The sequence below is a fragment of the Amycolatopsis sp. NPDC049159 genome, from assembly GCF_040648295.1.
Lineage (GTDB): Bacteria > Actinomycetota > Actinomycetes > Mycobacteriales > Pseudonocardiaceae > Amycolatopsis > Amycolatopsis pretoriensis_A.
Genome location: NZ_JBEZDL010000001.1, coordinates 140,900 through 161,683, shown reverse-complemented (window position 1 = coordinate 161,683; position 20,784 = coordinate 140,900). Strand labels below are relative to the sequence as shown.

Sequence of the window (20,784 nt, the reverse complement as noted above, 5' to 3'; positions counted from 1 at the left end):
CGTCGCCGGGGTGGCCTTCACGGCGTTCGCGGAAATAAATTGTCGGTGGCCGCGCTTACTGTCATGACGTGACCACCGCTCCGCCCCGCTCCCGTCAAGAGCTCCCACCAGCCGAGACCGTCGGCTGGGTCCGCCGGCTGTCCGCCGCGGCCTGGGAGCACCGCGCCCTCGTCGTGCTTTCGCTGACCGCCGCCGTCTTCAGCGTCGGCGTGCAGGCCGTGAGCCCGCTGCTGGTGCGCACGGCGGTCGACGACGCCGTGGCGGGGCAGACCGGCGGGCTGCCCGGGGTGGCTGTCTTCCTGATCTCGCTGCAAGTGGTGGCTTTCGGCACGGCGTTCGTGCGCCGGTACGTCGGCGGGAAGCTCGCCCTCGGCGTCCAGCACGACCTGCGGCAGCGGGTCTTCAACGCGGTTTCGCGGCTGGACGGCGGCAAGCAGGACGCGATGCGCACCGGCCAGATCGTCTCGCGCGCGATCTCCGACCTGCAGCTGGTCACCGGGATCCTGATGCAGATCCCGGTGTCCTTCGGTTCGGTTCTCTTCGCGCTGCTTTCGTTCGCGGCGATGCTGTGGCTGTCCCCGGTGCTGACGCTGATCGCGCTGGTCGTCACGCCCGCAGTCGGCATCATCGTGGCGCGCGGGCGCAAGCGGCTCTTCCCGGCGACGTGGTCGGCGCAACAGCGCGCGGGCGACGTGGCGCAGCAGGTCGAAGAGACCGTCACCGGTGTCCGCGTGGTCAAGGGTTTCGGCCAGGAGAAGCGGGAAGTCGGGCGGTTGGAGGGGACCGCGCGCAAGTTGTTCGCGGAGCGGCTTCGCGCGGCGAAGCTGTCCGCGGTACCGACGGCGACGACCGCTTCCCTGCCCGCCGCCGGCCAGGTCGCCGTGCTCGGCATCGGCGGCGTCCTCGCCATGAACGGCGCCATCACGCTCGGCACGTTCCTCGCCTTCGCGACCTACCTCGCGACGCTGGTCGGGCCCGCGAGGATGCTGTCCAGCCTGGTCGTGCAGGCCCAGCTGACCCGCGCGGGCGCCGAGCGCGTGTACGAGCTGATCGACGCGCAGCCGGACGTCGTCGACGCGCCCGACGCGCAATCGATGCCGGAGGGGCCGCTGGGCGTGGAGCTCGACGCCGTCCGCTTCGGTTACACGCGCAGCGATCCGGTGCTGAACGGGCTTTCGGTCACCGCGCACCCGGGCGAGACCCTCGCGCTGGTCGGCACCGCGGGCTCCGGGAAGTCGACGATCTCGCTGCTGCTGCCGCGGTTCTACGACGTGCACGCGGGCGCGGTCCGGGTCGGCGGCCTCGACGTCCGGGACGTGCCGCTGCGGCAGCTGCGCCAGGCGATCGGCGTGGTGTTCGAAGAGGCGTTCCTGTTCTCCACCACGATCCGGGACAACATCGCGTACGGCAGGCCGGACGCGAGCGACGAAGAGGTCTTCGCGGCCGCGCGCGCCGCGGAGGCGGACGAGTTCATCCGCGCGCTGCCGGAGGGCTACGAGACGCTGGTCGGCGAACGCGGGCTGACGCTCTCGGGCGGGCAGCGGCAGCGGCTCGGGCTGGCCAGGGCGCTGATCACCGACCCGCGCGTCCTCATCCTCGACGACGCGACCTCGGCCATCGACACCGTCACCGAAGCCGCGATCTACGACACCCTGCGTTCGGTCACGGCGAGCCGGACGACGCTGCTGATCGCGCACCGGCGCTCGACGCTGGCGCTGGCCGACCGGATCGCGGTGCTGGACAACGGTCACGTCGTCGACGTCGGCACCGAAGCCGAGCTGATGGCGCGCTGCCCGCTGTTCCGCGAGCTGATCGCGGGCCCGGGCGACGGCGTCGAGGAGAAGCACCGGTGCGAGGGCCTGGACCTCGGCCCGGCCGGGGTCACGCCGTCGCTGTGGCCGCACGAAGAGCGTGACGAGGTCGACGAGCTGGCCGACGCGGCGCGCCTGCGCAGCGGCGACCCGAACAGCAGCGGGTTCGTCGGCCGCGGCGGCGCCGGCCTCGACATGCCGCCGACCCCGGAGCTGATCGAGGGCGTGCGGCAGCTCCCGCCGGCCGTCGACGAGCCGCGCCTGTCCGATGTGGACGTCACAGCACCCGATCCCGGCTTCCGGCTGGCCCGGCTGCTGCGGCCGGTCCGCTGGCCGCTGGCGGTGGTCGTCGGCCTGGTGGCGGCGGACGCGCTGGCGTCGATCGCGCTGCCGGCGCTGTACCAGTTCGGCGTCGACCACGGTGTCCGCACGGGCGTCGAGTACGTGGTCTGGCTGGCGGCCGGCATCGGCGCCCTGGTGATCGCGGCCGACTGGCTGGTGGTGTTCGCGCAGACCCGGCTGACGTCGCGGGTCGGCGAGACGGTGCTGTACTCGCTGCGCGTCCGCAGTTACGCGCACCTGCAACGGCTCGGGCTCGACTACTACGAGCGGGAACTGTCCGGGAAGATCATGACCCGGATGACGACGGACGTCGACGCGCTCTCGACGTTCCTGCAGACCGGGCTCGCCACGGCGGTGGTCAGCGCGCTGACGCTGGCCGGGATCGCGGCGGCGCTGCTGGTCACCGACGCCGGGCTGGCGTTGTTCGCGCTGGCGATGGTGCCGGTGCTGGCGGTGGCCACGGTGATCTTCCGGCGGGCGGCGTCGAAGGCGTACAACGAGGCCCGCGAGCGGGTCAGCGTCGTCAACGCGGACATGCAGGAGAACGTCAGCGGGCTGCGCGTCACGCAGGCGTATGCGCGCGAAGACCGTTCCGCGGAGGCGTTCGCTTCGCTGAGCGACTCCTACCGGCGCTCGCGGCTGCGGGCCCAGCAGTACGTCGCCACGTACTTCCCGCTGGTGGCGCTGCTGTCCGACCTGGCGACCACGACGGTGCTGGTGGTCGGGGCGAGCCGCGTCGCGGCGGGCACGCTGTCGGCCGGCGTGCTGCTCGCGTTCCTGCTGTACCTGCAGCAGTTCTTCTCGCCGATCCAGCAGCTGTCGTCAGTGTTCGACGGCTACCAGCAGGCCCGAGTCGGCCTCTCCCGGATCGGCGACCTGCTGCGCACGCCGACGTCGGTCCCGGCGGCCGAGCGCTCGGTCGCGGCACCGGAGCGGCTGCGCGGCGAGGTGGCGTTCAAGGACGTCGACTTCTCCTACACCGGTGTCGAGGCGAAGGCGCTGGAGCAGTTCTCGCTGGACGTCAGCGCGGGCGAGACGATCGCGCTGGTCGGCGCGACCGGCGCCGGGAAGTCGACGGTCGTGAAGCTGGTCGCGCGCTACTACGACGTCACCGGCGGCGAGGTCCGGATCGACGGCACGGACGTCCGCGAGTACGAGCTGGCCGGCCTGCGGGGCCGGATGGGCGTGGTGCCGCAGGAAGCGCACCTGTTCTCGGGCACGGTGGCCGACAACGTCCGCTACGGCCGCCCGTCCGCCTCCGACGCGGAGGTGGAGGCGGCGGTCCGCGCGGTGGGCGCGTTCGACGGCGTCGCGGCGCTGCCGGCGGGCTTCCTGCAACCGGTGGGCGAACGCGGCCGCTCGCTGTCGGCGGGCCAGCGCCAGCTGGTGGCACTGGCCCGAGCGGAGCTGGTGGACCCGGACGTCCTGCTGCTGGACGAGGCAACGGCGGCCCTGGACCCGTCGACGGAAGCGGCGGTCCTGCGCGCAACGGAGACGGTGGCCCGCCGCCGCACGACATTCGTGGTGGCCCACCGCCTGGCAACGGCGGCCCGCGCGGACCGCATCGTGGTCCTGGACCACGGCCGCATCGCCGAGACAGGAACGCACGAGGAGCTCTTGGCGGCGAAGGGGCACTACGCGAGGCTGTGGGCCCTGGGCTGACCCAGCGCCGGCCACGGTGGCCTTCCGCCCCTCGCGGCCGGGGCACCGGAGCCGGAACCGCAGACCGACCGCGCCCGCTCCAGCCCGCGGGGCATCAGGCCGACCGGCACCTGGCTGGCCAGGCCCGCTTCGGCCGACCAGGAACCGGGCACCGGCACCAGGCCGACCGGACGCCCGACTGGCCAAGCCCACCTCGGCCGACCGGGCACCGGGCACCGGGCACCGGGCACCGGGCACCAAGCCGACCGGACACCCGGCTGGCCACGCCACCTCGGCCGACCAGGAACCGGGCACCGGCACCAGGCCGACCGGACGCCCGACTGGCCAAGCCCACCTCGGTCCACCAGGCACCCGGCATCGGGCACCGGGCGACCGGCACCAGGTCGGCCGGGCGCCAAGCTGGCCGGCGCATCAGCCGGCCGCTGTCACTCCGGCTGCGGCGACTCCGCCCTGCGCGGCTGGCCGTCCGCGGCGATTCTGTCCCTGCGCGGCTGTCGGCCGCGGCGGTTCCGCCCTGCGAGGCTGCCGTCCGCGCCGACTTCGCCCTGCGCGGCTGCCGGCCCGCTCCGACCAGGTCACCAAGGCCGCCGTCACGCAGGCTGCGGCCCTCCCCGCCGGTCCCGGCGGTCGGCTGAACGCCGAAAGTTCGTGGCCGCGGGCCCGGAGCGCTGGGAGCATGGCGGGCATGTTCGAAGAGAAGCGAGTCCCCGACCGGCAGGTCCGAGCCGCGCAGACCGAGACGACCGTCCGGGTCTACCAGGCGTGCTCACCCGCCGTCGCCGACGCCGCGCTCGAAAAACAGACCTTCGCCGGCCTCGAGGGCACCGTCTGGCTCGACCCTTCCTTCCGCTGGGCGGCCTACGACAGCGGCAACGGCAGCAAGCCCGGCCACGAGCGCGTCCTCGCGGTCGACCTCACCCGCAGCGGCTTCGAGTGGGCCCTCGCCCACCCGGGCCCGGTACTCACCCGGTGGGACGCGGAACGAGACCTCGACCACACCGTGCTCGACTTCGACGCGATCCGCATCGGCCTCACCGCCGAAGCGCTCGACCACTACACCGGCGACTGGATCACGGCGATCACCGACATCACCCCGGTGGTGCGCGACATCGCCGGCCTCCTCGCGACGGACCAGCTCCACAAGGCGGTCCGGCTCGTCCCCCACGAGCCGCCGTACCCGCTGAGCGGAGACCTCGCCAAGGCCGTGGGAGCCACCGGCTGAGCCAGCGCCCGCCGCCCCGGCCGCACCGACATCAGCGGCCCCCGGCGAGCCACGCCGACCCGGCGCAGCACCCCGCCGCGCCCCGGGACAGCCGACCCGCGCCCATCCAAGGCAGCGTCCGCCACACCGGCACCCGCCCCCCGGCGAAGCCATCCCCGGCCCACCTCACACCGCCTCCCAAGGCGGCGCTCGTCACGGCCACCCAGCGAGCCATCCCCAGCCCACCCACACCGCTTCCCAAGGCAGCGCCCGCCACACCGACGCCTGCGAGCCATCCCCGGCCCGCCCCACACCGGCACCCGCCACCCCGGCAAGCCATCCCCGGCCCACCTCACGCCACCCCCGAAGGCAGCGCCCGCCACACCGACACCGGCGGCCCCAGCGAGCCATCCCGGCCCGCCCCACACCGCAACCCACCGCCCAGCGAGCCACCCCCAGCCCGCCCCGCACCGCCCCTAAGGCAGCGCCCGCCACTTCAACGAGCCCATCCCCGCCGCCTCCACATCCGGCCGCGACGCCCACCGGACCGTTCCCGGCCGCACGTGGACTCCCGACCCGACCAGCCAGTCCGGCTCGTCGGGCTCGACCCACTCCATCTCCTCGAAGTCGGCCAGCGTGGGCCAGACCGCGTGGCACGAATCGCACCGGAGCACGACCGTGCCGGACTCGGTGACCAGCGGCCTCACCAGGCCCTGGTCCCAGAACGACGGACATTCGACCAGCCACATCCCGCCATGGGAACCCGTCGCGGTGAACGCGCGGCGGCAGCCGGGCGAACCGGGAAAAAAGACACCGCGAACCCTGTACCGGGTCCAGCGCTTAAGGTTCCCTTAGCACATCTTGATCGAGTCAGTGACCGATCCCCTAGTGCGCCACGCCTCACACAGGCCGGTTCCATCACATCGCGGTCACCGAGGGGGTTAGCCTGGTAGGCGCATCAGCGGATTCAAGATCGAGATCGAGACGGATAGAGGCGAGCCCCAGCCGTGTCCAGCAGCAGCCCTGCGTCACAATTCGGCCCCAACGAGTGGCTGGTCGAGGAGATGTACGACCAGTTCCTCGCCGACCCTTCTTCAGTCGATGCCGCATGGCACGACTTCTTCGCGGACTTCAAGCCGACGCAGAACGCGCAGGCCAAGGCGGACAACGCCCGGCAGCAGGCCGAAGCCAAGCCGGCCACCAACGGCCAGGCGGCGGCGCAGCCTTCGGCCAAGGCCGTGCAGAACGCGGAGTCGGCGGCCAAGCAGGCGGCCCCCACGAAGACGCCGGCCCCCGCGAAGCCGGCGCCGAAGGCGGCTCCCAAGCCCGCCGCCGCCGCGAAGGCCGAGCCGAAGGCCGACGCGAAGAAGGATGAGCCGGAGTCGAAGCAGCTTCGAGGCGCCGCGGCGGCCATCGCCAAGAACATGGACGCCTCGCTGAGCGTCCCCACCGCGACCAGCGTGCGCGCGGTCCCGGCCAAGCTGATGGCGGACAACCGCATCGTCATCAACAACCACCTCAAGCGCACGCGTGGCGGCAAGATCTCCTTCACGCACCTCATCGGCTACGCCATGGTGCGGGCGCTGAAGGACTTCCCGAACCTGAACCGGCACTACCAGCAGATCGACGGCAAGCCGTTCGCGATCACGCCGGAGCACGTCAACTTCGGGCTCGCCATCGACATGAAGGGCAAGGACGGGTCCCGCAACCTCGTCGTGGCCTCGGTCAAGGGCGTCGAGGACATGTCGTTCCTGCAGTTCTGGCAGGCGTACGAGGACATCGTCAAGAAGGCCCGCAACAACAAGCTCACCGCGGACGACTTCGCGGGCACCACGATCTCGCTGACCAACCCCGGCGGCATCGGCACCAACCACTCGGTGCCGCGCCTGCAGGCCGGCCAGGGCGCCATCATCGGCGTCGGCGCCATGCAGTACCCGGCGGCGTTCGAGGGCACCAGCGAGAAGACGCTGGTCGACCTCGGCATCAGCAAGATCATGACGCTGACCTCGACGTACGACCACCGCATCATCCAGGGCGCGGAGTCCGGCGAGTTCCTCAAGCGCATCCACCAGCTGCTGCTCGGTGAAGACGGCTTCTACGACGACGTCTTCACCAGCCTGCGCCTGCCGTACGAGCCGATCCGCTGGGTCGCCGACATCCCCGAGGGCCCGGTCGACAAGACCGCCCGCGTGATCGAGCTCATCGACGCGTTCCGGATGCGCGGCCACCTGATGGCCGACACCGACCCGCTGAACTACCGCCAGCGCAGCCACGCCGACCTGGACGTCCTGTCCCACGGCCTGACGCTCTGGGACCTCGACCGCGAGTTCCCGGTCGGCGGCTTCGCCGGCCAGGAGCGGATGAAGCTGCGCGACATCCTGGGCGTGCTGCGCAACTCGTACTGCCGCACGGTCGGCATCGAGTACACGCACATCCTCGACCCCGAGGAGCGCCGCTGGATCCAGGAGCGCGTCGAGATCCCGCACGAGAAGCCGGACCCCGCGGTCCAGAAGTACGTGCTCTCGAAGCTGAACGCCGCCGAGGCGTTCGAGACGTTCCTGCAGACCAAGTACGTCGGCCAGAAGCGCTTCTCGCTCGAGGGCGGCGAGACGGCGATCCCGCTGCTCGACACGCTGCTGGACAAGGCCGCCGAGCACGAGCTCGACGAGGTCGTCATAGGCATGCCGCACCGCGGCCGCCTGAACGTGCTGGCCAACATCGTCGGCAAGCCGATCAGCCAGATCTTCCAGGAGTTCGAGGGCAACCTCGACCCGGGCCAGGCGCACGGTTCCGGTGACGTGAAGTACCACCTCGGTGCCGAGGGCAAGTACTTCCGCATGTTCGGCGACGGCGAGACGAAGGTCTCCCTGACCGCGAACCCGTCGCACCTGGAGACCGTCGACCCGGTTCTCGAGGGCATCGTCCGCGCGAAGCAGGACCTCCTGGACAAGGGCGGCGAGGGCTACACCGTGCTGCCGGTCCTGATGCACGGCGACGCGGCCTTCGCGGGCCAGGGCGTCGTCGCCGAGACGCTGAACCTGTCGCTGCTGCGCGGGTACCGCACCGGCGGTACCGTGCACGTGATCGTCAACAACCAGGTCGGCTTCACGACCGCGCCGGAGCACTCGCGCTCGTCGCAGTACGCGACCGACGTCGCGAAGATGATCGGCTCGCCGATCTTCCACGTGAACGGCGACGACCCCGAAGCCGCGCACTGGGTGGCCAAGCTGGCCGTCGAGTACCGGCAGGCGTTCCACAAGGACGTCGTCATCGACCTGATCTGCTACCGCCGCCGCGGCCACAACGAGGGCGACGACCCCTCGATGACGCAGCCGGCGATGTACGACATCATCGACACCAAGCGCTCGGTCCGGAAGACCTACACCGAGTCGCTGATCGGCCGCGGCGACATCTCCGTCGAGGAGGCCGAAGCCGCGCTGCGCGACTTCTCGAGCCAGCTGGAGCACGTCTTCAACGAGGTCCGGGAGCTGGAGAAGCACCCGGCGAAGGCGAGCCCCTCGGTCGAGGAGGAGCAGCAGGTCCCGGCCAAGGTCGCGACCGCGATCACCAAGGAGACGCTGGAGCACATCGGCGACGCCTTCGTGAACGTGCCCGAGGGCTTCACCCCGCACCCGCGCGTCAAGCCGGTCATGGAGCGGCGCCACAAGATGTCCCGCGAGGGCGACATCGACTGGGCGTTCGGCGAGCTGCTCGCGTTCGGGTCGCTGGCGATGGAGAGCCGGCTCGTCCGGCTGTCCGGCCAGGACTCCCGCCGCGGCACGTTCACCCAGCGGCACTCGGTGTTCATCGACCGCAAGACCGGCCAGGAGTACTCGCCGCTGCAGAACCTGGCCGAGGGCCAGGGCCGCGTGATGATCTACGACTCGGCGCTGTCGGAGTACGCGGCCGTCGGCTTCGAGTACGGCTACTCGGTCGCCAACCCCGAGTCGCTGGTCATGTGGGAAGCGCAGTTCGGTGACTTCGTCAACGGCGCGCAGACCGTCATCGACGAGTACATCTCCTCGGGCGAGGCCAAGTGGGGCCAGCGCTCCGACGTCGTGCTGCTGCTGCCGCACGGCCACGAGGGCCAGGGCCCGGACCACACGTCCGGCCGCATCGAGCGCTTCCTCTCGCTGTGCGCGGAGGGCTCGATGACGGTGGCGGTCCCGTCCACCCCGGCGAACTACTTCCACCTGCTGCGCCGCCACGCCCTCGACGGCATCCAGCGCCCGCTGGTGGTCTTCACGCCGAAGTCGATGCTGCGCAACAAGGCCGCCACGTCGCCGACCGAGGACTTCACCGGTGAGAGCCGGTTCATGTCGGTCATCGACGACGTCACGCCGGACCCGGCGAAGATCCGGAAGGTGCTGCTGACCTCCGGGAAGCTGTACTGGGAGCTGGTCGCGGAGCGGACGAAGCGCGAGGCGCACGACGTCGCGATCGTGCGGATCGAGCAGTACTACCCGCTGCCGAAGAAGAAGCTGGTCGCGGCGCTGGAGCGGTACTCGAACGCGCAGCAGGTCGCGTGGGTCCAGGAGGAGCCGGAAAACCAGGGCGCGTGGCCGTTCTTCGGCCTGAACCTGCCCCGGAAGTTCCCGGAGCTGCTCTCGGGCCTGCAGGTCGTGTCGCGCCGCCCGATGGCGGCCCCGTCGGCGGGTTCGTCGAAGGTGCACGAGGTCGAGCAGAAGGCGCTGATCTCGAAGGCGTTCGACTGATCGCTTGAGCCACGGCGAAGGCCCCCGCACTTTCCGGTGCGGGGGCCTTCGCCGTTCAGCTGAGCGATTCGGAAGCGGCCTTGGCCAGGCTGTGGGCGTTGCGGCGGCAGCGTTCGACGTTCCGGTCCGCCGGGTCGGCCGCGGTGACGATCACCGTCGCATCGACGTTGCCCTGGTAGAACCGCACCCCGCACTGCAGGGTGCCGCTGGAGCCGTAGTCGATGTCCGCGGCCTTCGTCGCCTTCCCGATCTTCTCGCTGATCGGCTTCGCGCCGCGTTCCACCTCGATGTCGTAGCCGGCCTTCGCGTACCCGGGACCGTTCCCCGAGCCCGGCTCGTTCGACTTCGCCAGCATCATCGACAGTGTGCCGGACGACGAGCCCGACTTCGTCCACGAGCAGCTCAGCTGCGAAAGCTGGATCTTGTCGTCCGAGGTGGTCGCCGGCTCGGCCGGGGCGTCGCTCGACAGGGGCGGCAGGTTGTTCATCCGGCTGCCGACCTCGCTGCAGAGCGGCAGCGACGTGTACTTGTCCGGCTCGCCGCTCGCGGACGTCGTGGGCGGCGCGGCGGTGGACCCCTTGCCGTCCGCTGTGAGGAGGAAGAACGCGCCGACGCCCGCCCCGGCCAGGACGAGCACGCCGACCACGACCAGCACGACCACCAGCGCCGTCTTCCCGCCGGACTTCGGCGGCGGGTAGCCGGGGTACTGCTGCTGGAGGTGGGGCTGCTGGGGGTACGGGTACTGGGGTCCTTGCTGCACGAACCGGACACTAGGCCATTCGTGCGACCGGGGCGGGCGTTTCAGGCAAACCACACAGCAGGGCAAACCACTCAGACGGTCAGCGACCAGGTGTCGATGCGCCCGGTGTCGGCCGCGGCGACGTCCTGGACCCGCAGCGTCCAGGTGCCGTTCGCGGCTTCACCCGAGACGTTCGCGCTGTAGGTCGTGTCGATGTTGTCCGAGGAGTCGCTGCCGGAGTTCTTCAGCCGGTACGCCGACCCGTCCGGCGCGACCAGGTCGATCACCAGGTCGCCGACGTAGGTGTGGACGATGTGGACCTCCACGGCCGTCGTCGCGGACGCGTTGCGACTGCAGCCCGCGACGCTGACCGAGCTGGTCACCGCGGCGCCGCGGTCGGGGATGGCCACGTCGGTGCCGTTGGTGACGGTGCCGCAGGTCGGCGGCGGCGGGGTCGTGCCGGTACCGGTGTAGAGCAGGACGTTCGGCGAGCCCGAGCCCGGGTTCGTCACCTTGCCGGTGGTGCCGTTCGCGACGAGGGCGTCGCGGACCTGCTGCGGCGTCGCGCCCGGGTTGGCGGCCAGGTACAGCGCCGCCGCGCCGACGACGTGCGGGGTCGCCATCGACGTGCCGCTGATCGTGTTGGTGGCGGTGGTGCTGCCGATCCACGACGACGTGATGCTGCTGCCCGGCGCGAAGATGTCGAGGCAGGTGCCGATGTTGGAGTAGCTCGCGCGGGCGTCGGTGGACGTCGTCGCGCCGACGGTGATGCCCGCCGCGACGCGGCCCGGGGAGCCGTTGCACGCGTTGGCACCGTTGTCGTTGCCCGCCGCGAGGCCGTAGGTGATGCCCGCGGAAATCGAGCGCTGCACCGCGGCGTCGAGCGTGCTCGAGGCGCCGCCGCCGAGGCTCATGTTCGCGACGGCGGGTTTGACCGCGTTCGCCGTCACCCAGTCGACGCCGGAGATGACGCCGGCCGTCGTGCCGGAGCCGCTGCAGTTGAGCACGCGCACGGCGACCAGCTTGACCTCCTTGGCCAGGCCGTACTGCGAGCCGCCGATGGTGCCGGCGACGTGCGTGCCGTGGCCCTGGCAGTCGGTGGCGTTGCTGTCGTTGTCGACGAAGTCGTAGCCCGACGTCGCCCGCCCGCCGAAGGTGCTGTGGGTGAGGTTGATGCCGGTGTCGATCACGTACGCGTGCACGTTCGGCGCCGTCGTGCTGTAGCTGTACTTCTGGTCGAGCGGCAGATTCCGCTGGTCGACCCGGTCCAGCCCCCACGACGGCGGGTTCAGCTGGTCGGCGCTCGCCCGCACGACCTTGTTCTGTTCCACAGTGGACACCGCGGGGTCGGCCGCGATGCGCTTCGCCTGCGACTCGGACATCGTGCCGGTGAAGCCGCGCAGGGCCGCGGAGAACGTCCTGGCGACCGTGCCGCCGTGGCGGCTCGTGACTTCCTTCGCCTTGCTCTCCGCGGCCGTGCCGTCCTTGAAGACGACGATGTAGCTGTCCTTGACGGCGTCGGCGCCGCCGGCCCCGACGATCGTTCCTTCGCTCGCCGTCGCGACGGCGTTGCCGCTCAAGGCGGTCAACGCCGAAACGGCGGCGATAGCCCCGATTCTGGTCAGCAGACGCATGGTTCGTCCCTTTCTGGGCAGGGTCGACCGGGCGGTGCACGGCCGCCGGGTCGCCAGGGGTGAGACGTGAAGCGCGTTCACGTGGAACGTGGACGGAACTTTAGGTCGCACCCTGCCCAGATCGGTAGATCGTCCGGTTTGCGCAGTTCAAGACCACTCGAACGGTCCCCTACCAAAGTCTGCCCGCGAAAACGATTTCCGCTCGGCGCCGGTTCGCGGCAAGGTGACGGCCATGCTGATCCGCCGCGAGACCCCCGCCGACCAGGCCGCGATCCACCGCGTCCACAGCGAAGCGTTCCGGCGCGAGGCCGACGTGACACCGGGCGAGGCGCCGCTCGTGGACGAGTTGAGAGCCGACGGCGACCTGGTCGACGCGTTGTCCCTGGTGGCACTCCACGACGGCGAGGTCGTCGGGCACGTGTGCTGCAGCCGCGCCCGCATCGCCGGCGACCCGACGGCCGCGGTCGGCCTCGGCCCGCTCGGCGTGCTGCCCGCGCACCAGGCTCGTGGTGTCGGTTCGGCCCTGGTGCACACGGTCCTCGGCGCGGCGGACGCGCTGGGCCACGGCCTGGTCGTCCTGCTCGGCAACCCGGCCTACTACACGCGCTTCGGCTTCGTGACGGCGTCGACGCTCTCGATCACCCCGCCGGATCCGGCCTGGAGCAAGCACTTCCAGGCCCGGACGCTGACGGGGTACAAGTCCACCCAGGCCGGCGCGTTCGAGTACGCGCCGGCTTTTTCGCGGATCTGAACAGGAGTCGCCGATGTACGCACCGACCACGTCCGTGGGAGTCCGGATCAACCGCGAGCAGCCACCGGCCAAGCTGGTCGAGCTGGCCCGCCAGGCGGAGGCCGCCGGCCTGGACGAAGTCTGGCTGGTCGAGGACTGCTTCTGGGCGGCCGGCATCGCGACGGTCGCGACCGCGTTGGCGGTGACGTCGACGATCAAGGTCGGCATCGGCGTCCTCCCGGCGGTGGCCCGCAACCCGGCGATCGCGGCGATGGAGCTGGCAGCGCTGGCCGAGCTCCACCCGGGCCGCCTGATCGGCGGCTTCGGCCACGGCGTCGCGTCGTGGATGCGCCAGATCGGCGCTTACCCGGCGTCGCAGCTGGCGGCGCTGGAGGAAACCCTGGTGGCGGTCCGCCGGCTGCTCGCGGGCGAGCGGGTCTCGATGACCGGGCGGCACGTGTCGCTGGACGAGGTCGAGCTGGTGTTCCCGCCGTCGTCCGCACCCCCGCTGCTGGCGGGCGTCCGCCGCCCGAAGTCCCTGGCGATCGCGGGCGCGACGGCGGACGGCACGATCCTGGCGGAGCCGTCCCCACCCGAGTTCGTCCGAACGGCGCTGTCCGACATCGCGGCGCCGGGCCCGCACGCGGTGGTGACGTACAACTGGCTGGCGCTGGGTGATGCCGAGCGGGCCCGCCGGACGGTGGCGGAGTCGTTGACGCCGGGTTCGCGGGTCCAGGTGGAGGGATTGCCGTTCGCGGCGGAGCTGCTGGAGCTGCTCGATTCGGCGTCCACAGTGGACGAGCTGGCGGCGGGCCTGCGCCCGGAGTGGCTGAGCAAACTGGCGATCTGCGGTTCGCTGGAGGAGTGCGTGGCTTCGGTGCGGGCGCTCCACGAGGCGGGGAGCGGGTCGGTGGTGCTGCTGCCGCTGCCGGAGGAGCCCCCGGAGCAGGCCATCGAGGACGCAGCCCGAGTAGCGGCGGCTGTGCGGAGCTGACCGCCGAAAAGGAGTTCGCCGCCCGCGGAGAGCGTGTCAGGATCGGCCCATGCCGGTCGATCCGCACCTCCTCCTGGCCTTCGTCGTCACCACCGTCATCGCCATGGTCGTGCCCGGGCCGGACATGCTCTTCATCCTCGGTTGCGGCATGCGCGGCGGCCCCAAAGCCGGACTGCTCGCCACCGCCGGGGTCGCCACCAGTGAGGCTATCCACGTCACCGTCGCCGCGGCCGGGCTGGCCGCGCTCTTCGCCGCCGTGCCCGTGGCCTTCACCGCCGTCCGGATCGGCGGGGCGGCCTACCTCATCCACCTCGGCGTCCAAGCCATCCGGAACCGGAAGCCGCTCGTCGAGCGCAAGGCCGACCGTGCCTACCTCAGCGGGCTGCTCACCAACCTGCTCAACCCCAAGATGGTCACCTTCACCATCGCCTTCCTCCCGCAGTTCATCGACCCGGCCCGCGGGCACCTCTGGCTGCAGTTCGCCATCCTCGGCGCCGTCCTGATCGTCTTCGAATTCCTTGTCGACGGCGCCGTCGGAATACTCGCCGGCCGGATCGGCGGATGGGTGCGGCGGAAGAAGAACCAGCGCCGGATCGAGGTCGCCACGGGAGGCATCTTCATCGGCCTCGGTGTGAAGCTGGCCGTCGACCGGTAGTGCCTGCGCTACCCCGGACCCGGCGGCGCACCCCATGCCGCGGACCGGATGATCCGGCCAAACTTCTTGCCATGAAAAGAAAAGGCACGGCACTGCTGGCCGCCGCGGTGATCACCCTGACGGCCGTCCCCGCGACGGCGGAGGCGGCCCCGCGAGACCCGGTCCGCGCGCTGACCCAGGCGGCCCATCCCCTCCGCACCACCGAACCCGGCGGGAGCACCGCCGACCTCCGGGCGCTCGGCGCCATGATCGGCGACGCCCCCGTGGCCGGGCTCGGCGAAGCCACCCACGGCTCGCACGAGTTCTTCGCCATGAAGGAGCGGCTCTTCCGCCAGCTCGTCGAACAGCGCGGGTTCACCACCTTCGCGCTCGAACTGAGCTGGTCCGCCGGGCTCCGGATCGACGAGTACCTCCAGACCGGCGCCGGCGACGCGCGCACGATCCTCAAGCAGGAACTGCGCGATTCCCCGTGGGATCGCGAGGAGTTCGTCCACCTCGTCGAGTGGATGCGCGACTACAACCGCCGGCACCCCGGCCGGACCGTCCACTTCCTCGGCGACGACCTCGGCGCCCCCACCCTGAGCGACGCCTTCTTCGGCAAGGTGACCGCGTACGTGCGGGAGAACGCTCCGGCCCAGGCCGAACAACTCGACGAGCTCTACACCGGCCTGCGCCCGATCGACGACATCGTCGCCTACCTCGGCAAGCCCCTCGCCGAACGCCGGCGCCTCGCCGACCGCGCGCGCCAGGCGTTCGACCTCGTCGACGGCGTCGACGGGACGAACGCCGAATGGGCCGAGCAGAACGCCCGGTCGATCGCCAAGACGACGGAGTTCCTGACCGTCGACCTGACCGACCCGGCCGCCCTCGCCGCGATGGAACGCTTCCGCGACGAGGAGATGGCCCGCAACGTCCTCTGGTGGCGGCAGCACACCGGCCAGAAGGTGCTGGTGTCGGCGCACAACGACCACGTCGGTTACGCCGCGGGCAACCCGGCGCTCTACCCGAAGACCCAGGGGTCGTTCCTGCGCGACCGGCTCGGGAAGGACTACGTCGCCATCGCGATGACGTTCGACCGCGGCGCCTTCCTGTCGAAGGACACCGCGATCGGCGGCGACTGGAAGCGGTTCAGCGTGCCCCCGGCCGCACCCGGCTCGAACGAACACACCCTGGACCGGGTGCCGTACCGCGACTACTACTTCGACGCCCGCACCGCACCGGCCGCCGCCCGCGCCTGGCTCGGGGTCGCGCGGCCGACGTGGAACATCGGCACGCAGTTCCCCGCGGAACCGGAAGGGATCGCGCTCGCGCGGTCGTTCGACGTCGTCGTGCACCTGCACGAGGTACGTGCGGCGAAGGCGGCCTAAGACCGCAAGTTGTTGCGCGCCAGGAAGTCTTCCGCGATGTCCAGCGGGTTGCGCTTCTCCTCGGTGAACTCGACGTTGAGCCGCGTGAGCTGTTCGGTGGTCAGCGCCGCCGACACGCGGTTCAGCGCCGAGACCTCGCCGGGGGACAGCGTGCCGCGTGCCACCAACGGCACGATGTTCTGCGCCGGGAACATGTTCTTGTCGTCGACCAACGGCACGAAGCCGTTCGCGGTGATCGTCGACGACGTGCTGAACAGGTCCACCACTTGGACGTCGCCGGACTTCAACGCCGCCACCGTGACCGGGCCGCCGGTGTCGGTCGTGCGGATCTCCTTGAACTCGCAGCCGTACAACGACTTGATCTTGTCCTTCCAGCGGCTGCTCCACTGGCCCGGACCGCCGAACACCAGCTCGCCGCAGCGCTTTCCCAGGTCCGAGAACGTCTTCACGCCGCTCGCCGCCAGCTGCGGGCCGACGACCAGCAAGTCCTTGTCCTCGGCCGGCGCTTGGGCCAGCACCTCGAAACCCGGCGGGATCTTCTGGCGGAGCTGCGCGTAGACGTCCTGCGACGTCGTCGCCTGCGTGTCCTTGTCGAAGTACCGCAACAGGTTCCCGCTGTAGTCCGGCACCACCGACAGCGATTTGTCCTGCAGCGCCTTGACGACGACCTCGCGGCTGCCGACCGGCGGCCGCACGGTGACGTTCGACGCGCCCGCGTTCGTGAGCGCGCCGGCGTAGATCTGGGCCAGCAAAAGGCTTTCGCCGACGTCGGACGCGCCGATGATGATGTCGCCGTTCGACCCGCCCTCGCCGCCGCCCGCCAGGGGGTTGCCGCAGCCGGCCAGCAAGACCAAGGCCGCGGCCAGCAGACCCAGTCGTTTCACGCCGTCACCTTCTTCACCGCCGCCGCGAGCCGGACGCCCCGGGGCACCAACGCCCGGTTCAGCAACGCGAAGAGCACGTCCAGGACGATCGCGAGCAACGTCGTCAGCAGCGCGCCCGCGATCACCTCGGAATAGTCCAAAATGGCCAGTCCGTCGAGCAGGAACCGGCCCAGACCACCGAGTCCGACGTACGCGGCCACCGCGGCCGTCGCCACGAGCTGCAGCACGGCGTTGCGGATGCCGCCCAGCACGAGCGGCAGCGAGATCGGCACCTCGACCTTCCAGAGCCGCTGCCAGCCGGTCATCCCGACGCCCTCGGCCGCGTCGACCACGCCGTGGTCGGTGGCCTGCAGCCCGGCGTAGGTCCCGGCCAGGATCGGCGGCACGGCCAGCACGACGAGCCCGATGATCGTCGAGGTGACGCTTTCGGTGAACAGCAGGAACAGGAACGTGACGAGCCCCAGCGTCGGCAGCGCGCGGATCGCGTTGCCCGCGCTCACCAAAGCGACGCCGCCGCGTCCGGTGTGGCCGACGAACAGTCCCAACGGGACAGCGATGACCAGCGCGATCACCAGGGACAGCACGACGTAGCCCAAGTGCTCCAGCAACCGCTGCGGGATGCCGTCCGGCCCGGACCAGTGCGCCGGGTCGCCGAACCAGTGGAAGAGGTCGGTGATCATGCGGCAGTCACCCGTTCCCACGGTGTCAGCAGGTTCCGGATCCCCACGAGGACCAGGTCGACGACGAGCGCGAGCAGCAGCGTCAGCACGATGCCGACGACGATCGGCGAGAAGTACTCGCGCTGGAAGCCGTCGGTGAACAGCACGCCGAGGCCGCCGGTGCCGATCAGCGCGCCGACGCTGACCAGGCTGATGTTGCTCACCGACGCCACCCGCACGCCGGCAGCGAGCACCGGCACCGACAGCGGCAGCTCGACGGCGAAGAACTTGCGCAGCGGCTTGTAGCCCACCGCCGTGGCCGCGGCGATCACCGACGGCGGCACCGCGTCCAGCGCGTCGAGCACCGGGCGGACCAGCAGCGCCGTGGTGTAGATCGTCAGCGCGACGACGACGTTGACGCTGTCGAGGATCTTCGACCCGATCAGGCCGGGGATCACGACGAACAGCGCGAGCGACGGGATCGTGTAGAGCAGGTTCGCGAGCACCATGAGGACCTGGCGCACGGGCTGCCAGCGGTGGCCGACCCAGCCCGCCGCGATCGCCAGCACGATGCCGAGCACCAGCGGGAGCAGCGCCAGGTACACGTGGTCGCCCAGGTCGCCGAGGACCTGGACGCGGTTGTTCGCGCTGCTCAGGTACCGCCCGAGCTCGTCGAAAAAGCTCATGACGCCTGCGGCGTGGCCTCGATCACGTCCAGGACCTGCCGGGCGACGACGCCGCCGAGCACGCGGTGGTCTTCGTCGACGACCACGCCGAGGCTGGCCGGGGACGACAGGGCCGCGTCGAGCGCGCCGCGGATCGGGGTGCCGTGGATCCACAGCGAGCCGCCGGCCACGAGGTCCTCTTCGGACAGTGAGCCGTCCACTGTGGAGTTCGGCGCCAGCCAGCCGCGGGGTTGCTTGTCGGTGTTGACGCCGAGCCGCCAGCCGTCGCTCGCGGGCACCGGCGAACCGATCTCGACGAGCTCGATCTCCTTGATCTCGACGCCTTCGGCGGAGAGGAAGGACAGGCCGCGGTAGCCGCGGTCGCGGCCGACGAAGGACGCCACGAAGTCGTCCACCGGGTGCCGCAGCACGTCGGCGGGCGTGCCGTACTGGGCGAGCTTGCCGCCGACGCGCATCACCGCGACCTTGTCGCCGAGCCGGACGGCCTCGTCGATGTCGTGCGTGACGAACACGATGGTTTTGCCGAGCTGCGACTGCAGCCGCAGCAGCTCGTTCTGCAGGTCTTCGCGCACGATCGGGTCGACGGCGGAGAACGGCTCGTCCATCAGCAGCACCGGCGAGTCCGCGGCGAGCGCGCGGGCGACGCCGACGCGCTGCTGCTGGCCGCCCGAAAGCTGCGCCGGGTACCGCTTGCCGAGTTCGGCCGGCAGCCCGATGATCTCGAGCAGCTCGGCGGCCCGCTGGCGCGCCTTGGCCTTGTCCCAGCCCGAAAGCAGCGGCACGGTGGCGATGTTGTCCAGCACCGTCCGATGGGGAAAGAGCCCGGCGTGCTGGATGACGTAGCCGATGCCGCGGCGCAGCAGCGCCGGGTCGCCCTCGGCGACGTCCTTGCCGTCGAGCAGCACCTGCCCGCCGGTCGGCTCGACCATCCGGTTGATCATCCGCAGCGACGTCGTCTTGCCGCAGCCGGACGGGCCGACGAACACGGTGATCGTGCCGTCCTCGACCGTCAGGTTCAGCTTGTCGACGGCGACCGTCCCATCCGGATACTGCTTGGTCACGTCGCGGAATTCGATGGTCACTGCCACTCCCCATGTCCCGGTCGGTTCCGACCGTAGCCGAGTCGGCGGTGGTTGGCACGCTGTTCCGCAGGGTGGTGACTACGCTCAGAGCCCGTGAGCGCACTAGACGACGTCCTCGCCGCGCACGGCGTCGGCGTCCGCCCGCTGTACCGCGTCATCGACCTCCTGCGCACCGGCGACCACGACCTCGGCGAGCTGGTGCGGCTGTCCACGGCGCCGCGGCGCAGCGTGGAGGACGTCCTGACCGCGCTCGGCGACGACCTCGACCGCAGCGGCGACCGGCTGCGGATCGCCCCCGGCGTCGCCGCGTCGTACCTGCAGTACAGCGCCCCCCGCTACGGCGACCCGCTCGACGAGGCCGTCGCGGGGCACGAACTGCTGCCGAAGATCGCCGAGTGGGTGGCCGAGGTGCCCGCGCCGCTGGCCGCGCTCGACCACGTGCAGGCCACGCCGGAAACCGTGCTGCGCCGGGCACTGTGGCTCGACGCGCACTACGACCTCGCCTCGGCGCGGGTGCTCTTCCTCGGCGACCACGACCTGACGTCGCTGGCGGTGCGGGCGGTCTGCCCGTCGGCGTCGCTCACGGTCGTCGACCTCGACGAGCGCGTGCTCGCCTACCTGGACGACCGCGGTGAGCGCGGCATCGCGACCGCGCACACGGACCTGCGCGTCGGCCTGCCCCCGGCCTTCACCGGCCGGTTCGACCTGGTGTTCAGCGATCCGCCGTACACGCCCGAAGGCATGGGCCTGTTCGCCACGCGCGGGGTGCAGGCACTGCGGGAGCCGAGCGAGGGACGGCTGCTGCTGGCCTACGGCTACAGCCCGCGCCACCCGGCGCTAGGCGCGCAGGTGCAGCGGTCGCTGGCCACGCTCGGGCTGACGTACCAGGCGATCCTGCCCGGCTTCAACCGCTACTTCGGCGCGCAGGCGATCGGCAGCGCCGCCGACCTGTACGTCTGCCAGCCGACGGCGAAGGCCAAGAAGGTTCGCGGTGCCAAGGCGATCTACACGCACGGCCCGCAGTCGGTCGAGGCGGCGGGCACGAAGCCGGCGCTGGTGGAGAAGCTGAAGGAGATCGCGGCCGCCGGCGGGCTCGCGCTGGAGTCGCGGCCGGTGGACTGGTCGGGCTCCGGCCCCGAGGGCGACGCGATCGCGATGGACCTCACCGGCGACCCGGGCCCCTGGCTGCTGCGCACTCTGCTGGGCACGAACGCCCGCCGCCTGGCGCTGCTGGTCCCGAACGCGCACCCGGACCTCGCGGACCAGGCGTCGCAGGAGGCGCTCGCTTCACTCGTCCGGGGGAAGTACGCGCTGCGGTACCTGCGCAGCACCCCGGACAACCGGCACGCGGTGGTCGTCGCGGACGCCGTCGAGCACCAGGACGAGGTGCTGACCCGCGCGCACGCCCGGCTGGCGAACGTCTCGCTCGACGTCCCCGAAGACCTGGTCGACCTGCGCCTGGTCGACGTCCCCCGCCACCGCCTCGCCCAGCTCTTGGGTTGAAACCCGCACTTTCACGTGAAAGTGCGGGTTTGCGGCACAAAGCGGCACTTTCATAGGGAAAGTGCGGCTTTGCGGTTCAAAGCGCAGCTTTCCCTATGAAAGTGCCGCCCTCGGGAGCGG

Annotated in this window: 15 protein-coding genes; 8 read left to right on the top strand and 7 right to left on the bottom strand. The window is 71.2% G+C overall.

All coding sequences use genetic code 11. The annotated features are described in order from the left end of the window. The first annotated feature begins 68 nt into the window (after window positions 1-68). A complete protein-coding gene (locus AB0B33_RS00745) occupies window positions 69-3,815 on the top strand; it encodes an ABC transporter transmembrane domain-containing protein (RefSeq protein ID WP_360765121.1) in 3,747 nt (1,248 codons plus the stop codon). Between the two features lie 685 nt (window positions 3,816-4,500). Beyond that, window positions 4,501-5,037 (top strand): DUF4291 family protein, encoded by a 537-nt coding sequence (locus AB0B33_RS00740; RefSeq protein WP_360765118.1) that lies wholly within the window; start codon window positions 4,501-4,503, stop codon window positions 5,035-5,037. 455 nt (window positions 5,038-5,492) lie between these two features. Here AB0B33_RS00740 and AB0B33_RS00735 read toward each other — a convergent pair whose 3' ends face one another. Further along, on the bottom strand, window positions 5,493-5,765 hold the full coding sequence (locus tag AB0B33_RS00735) for a hypothetical protein (RefSeq protein ID WP_360765115.1): 273 nt from the start codon (window positions 5,763-5,765) through the stop codon (window positions 5,493-5,495). Between the two features lie 258 nt (window positions 5,766-6,023). Here AB0B33_RS00735 and AB0B33_RS00730 point away from each other — a divergent pair, with 258 nt between their 5' ends. Then, the gene (locus tag AB0B33_RS00730) at window positions 6,024-9,731 is read left to right on the top strand and encodes a multifunctional oxoglutarate decarboxylase/oxoglutarate dehydrogenase thiamine pyrophosphate-binding subunit/dihydrolipoyllysine-residue succinyltransferase subunit (protein ID WP_360765113.1); all 3,708 of its coding nucleotides are present in this window, start codon (window positions 6,024-6,026) and stop codon (window positions 9,729-9,731) included. Between the two features lie 55 nt (window positions 9,732-9,786). Here AB0B33_RS00730 and AB0B33_RS00725 read toward each other — a convergent pair whose 3' ends face one another. Together AB0B33_RS00725 and AB0B33_RS00720 are read right to left on the bottom strand one after the other, a co-directional pair. Continuing rightward, complete coding sequence (locus AB0B33_RS00725) at window positions 9,787-10,491, bottom strand: hypothetical protein (protein WP_360765110.1); 705 nt, start codon at window positions 10,489-10,491, stop codon at window positions 9,787-9,789. A 71-nt stretch (window positions 10,492-10,562) separates the two neighbouring features. Beyond that, window positions 10,563-12,104, bottom strand: coding sequence for a S8 family peptidase (locus AB0B33_RS00720; protein WP_360765107.1), 1,542 nt, complete (start codon window positions 12,102-12,104; stop codon window positions 10,563-10,565). A gap of 232 nt (window positions 12,105-12,336) precedes the next feature. On the opposite strand from AB0B33_RS00720, the gene AB0B33_RS00715 reads away from it, so the two are divergent. From AB0B33_RS00715 to AB0B33_RS00700, 4 genes are all read left to right on the top strand, one after another. Next, window positions 12,337-12,855, top strand: a complete 519-nt coding sequence (locus tag AB0B33_RS00715) for an N-acetyltransferase (protein WP_360765104.1) — start codon at window positions 12,337-12,339, stop codon at window positions 12,853-12,855. A 13-nt stretch (window positions 12,856-12,868) separates the two neighbouring features. Continuing rightward, entirely contained in the window at window positions 12,869-13,828 is a 960-nt protein-coding gene (locus tag AB0B33_RS00710) for an LLM class flavin-dependent oxidoreductase (RefSeq protein WP_360765101.1), read from the top strand. 49 nt (window positions 13,829-13,877) lie between these two features. Continuing rightward, complete coding sequence (locus AB0B33_RS00705) at window positions 13,878-14,483, top strand: LysE family translocator (protein WP_360765098.1); 606 nt, start codon at window positions 13,878-13,880, stop codon at window positions 14,481-14,483. Window positions 14,484-14,554: 71 nt separating this feature from the next. Then, window positions 14,555-15,850: an erythromycin esterase family protein gene (locus AB0B33_RS00700; protein ID WP_360765095.1), complete on the top strand. Its 1,296-nt coding sequence runs from the start codon at window positions 14,555-14,557 to the stop codon at window positions 15,848-15,850. On the opposite strand, the gene AB0B33_RS00695 is transcribed toward AB0B33_RS00700, so the two are convergent. From AB0B33_RS00695 to AB0B33_RS00680, 4 genes are read right to left on the bottom strand one after another with little or no spacing between them, the layout of a single operon-like run. After that, a complete protein-coding gene (locus tag AB0B33_RS00695) occupies window positions 15,847-16,734 on the bottom strand; it encodes an ABC transporter substrate-binding protein (protein WP_360765092.1) in 888 nt (295 codons plus the stop codon). The genes AB0B33_RS00700 and AB0B33_RS00695 overlap by 4 nt on opposite strands. Next, window positions 16,731-17,414, bottom strand: coding sequence for an ABC transporter permease subunit (locus AB0B33_RS00690; RefSeq protein WP_360765090.1), 684 nt, complete (start codon window positions 17,412-17,414; stop codon window positions 16,731-16,733). The genes AB0B33_RS00695 and AB0B33_RS00690 overlap by 4 nt, the downstream gene beginning before the upstream one ends. Beyond that, window positions 17,411-18,079, bottom strand: a complete 669-nt coding sequence (locus AB0B33_RS00685; RefSeq protein WP_247018880.1) for an ABC transporter permease subunit — start codon at window positions 18,077-18,079, stop codon at window positions 17,411-17,413. The genes AB0B33_RS00690 and AB0B33_RS00685 overlap by 4 nt, the downstream gene beginning before the upstream one ends. After that, window positions 18,076-19,161: an ATP-binding cassette domain-containing protein gene (locus AB0B33_RS00680; RefSeq protein ID WP_360765087.1), complete on the bottom strand. Its 1,086-nt coding sequence runs from the start codon at window positions 19,159-19,161 to the stop codon at window positions 18,076-18,078. The genes AB0B33_RS00685 and AB0B33_RS00680 overlap by 4 nt, the downstream gene beginning before the upstream one ends. Before the next feature lie 93 nt (window positions 19,162-19,254). On the opposite strand from AB0B33_RS00680, the gene AB0B33_RS00675 reads away from it, so the two are divergent. Then, the gene (locus AB0B33_RS00675; RefSeq protein WP_360765084.1) at window positions 19,255-20,664 is read left to right on the top strand and encodes a bis-aminopropyl spermidine synthase family protein; all 1,410 of its coding nucleotides are present in this window, start codon (window positions 19,255-19,257) and stop codon (window positions 20,662-20,664) included. The last annotated feature ends 120 nt before the right edge of the window (window positions 20,665-20,784 follow it).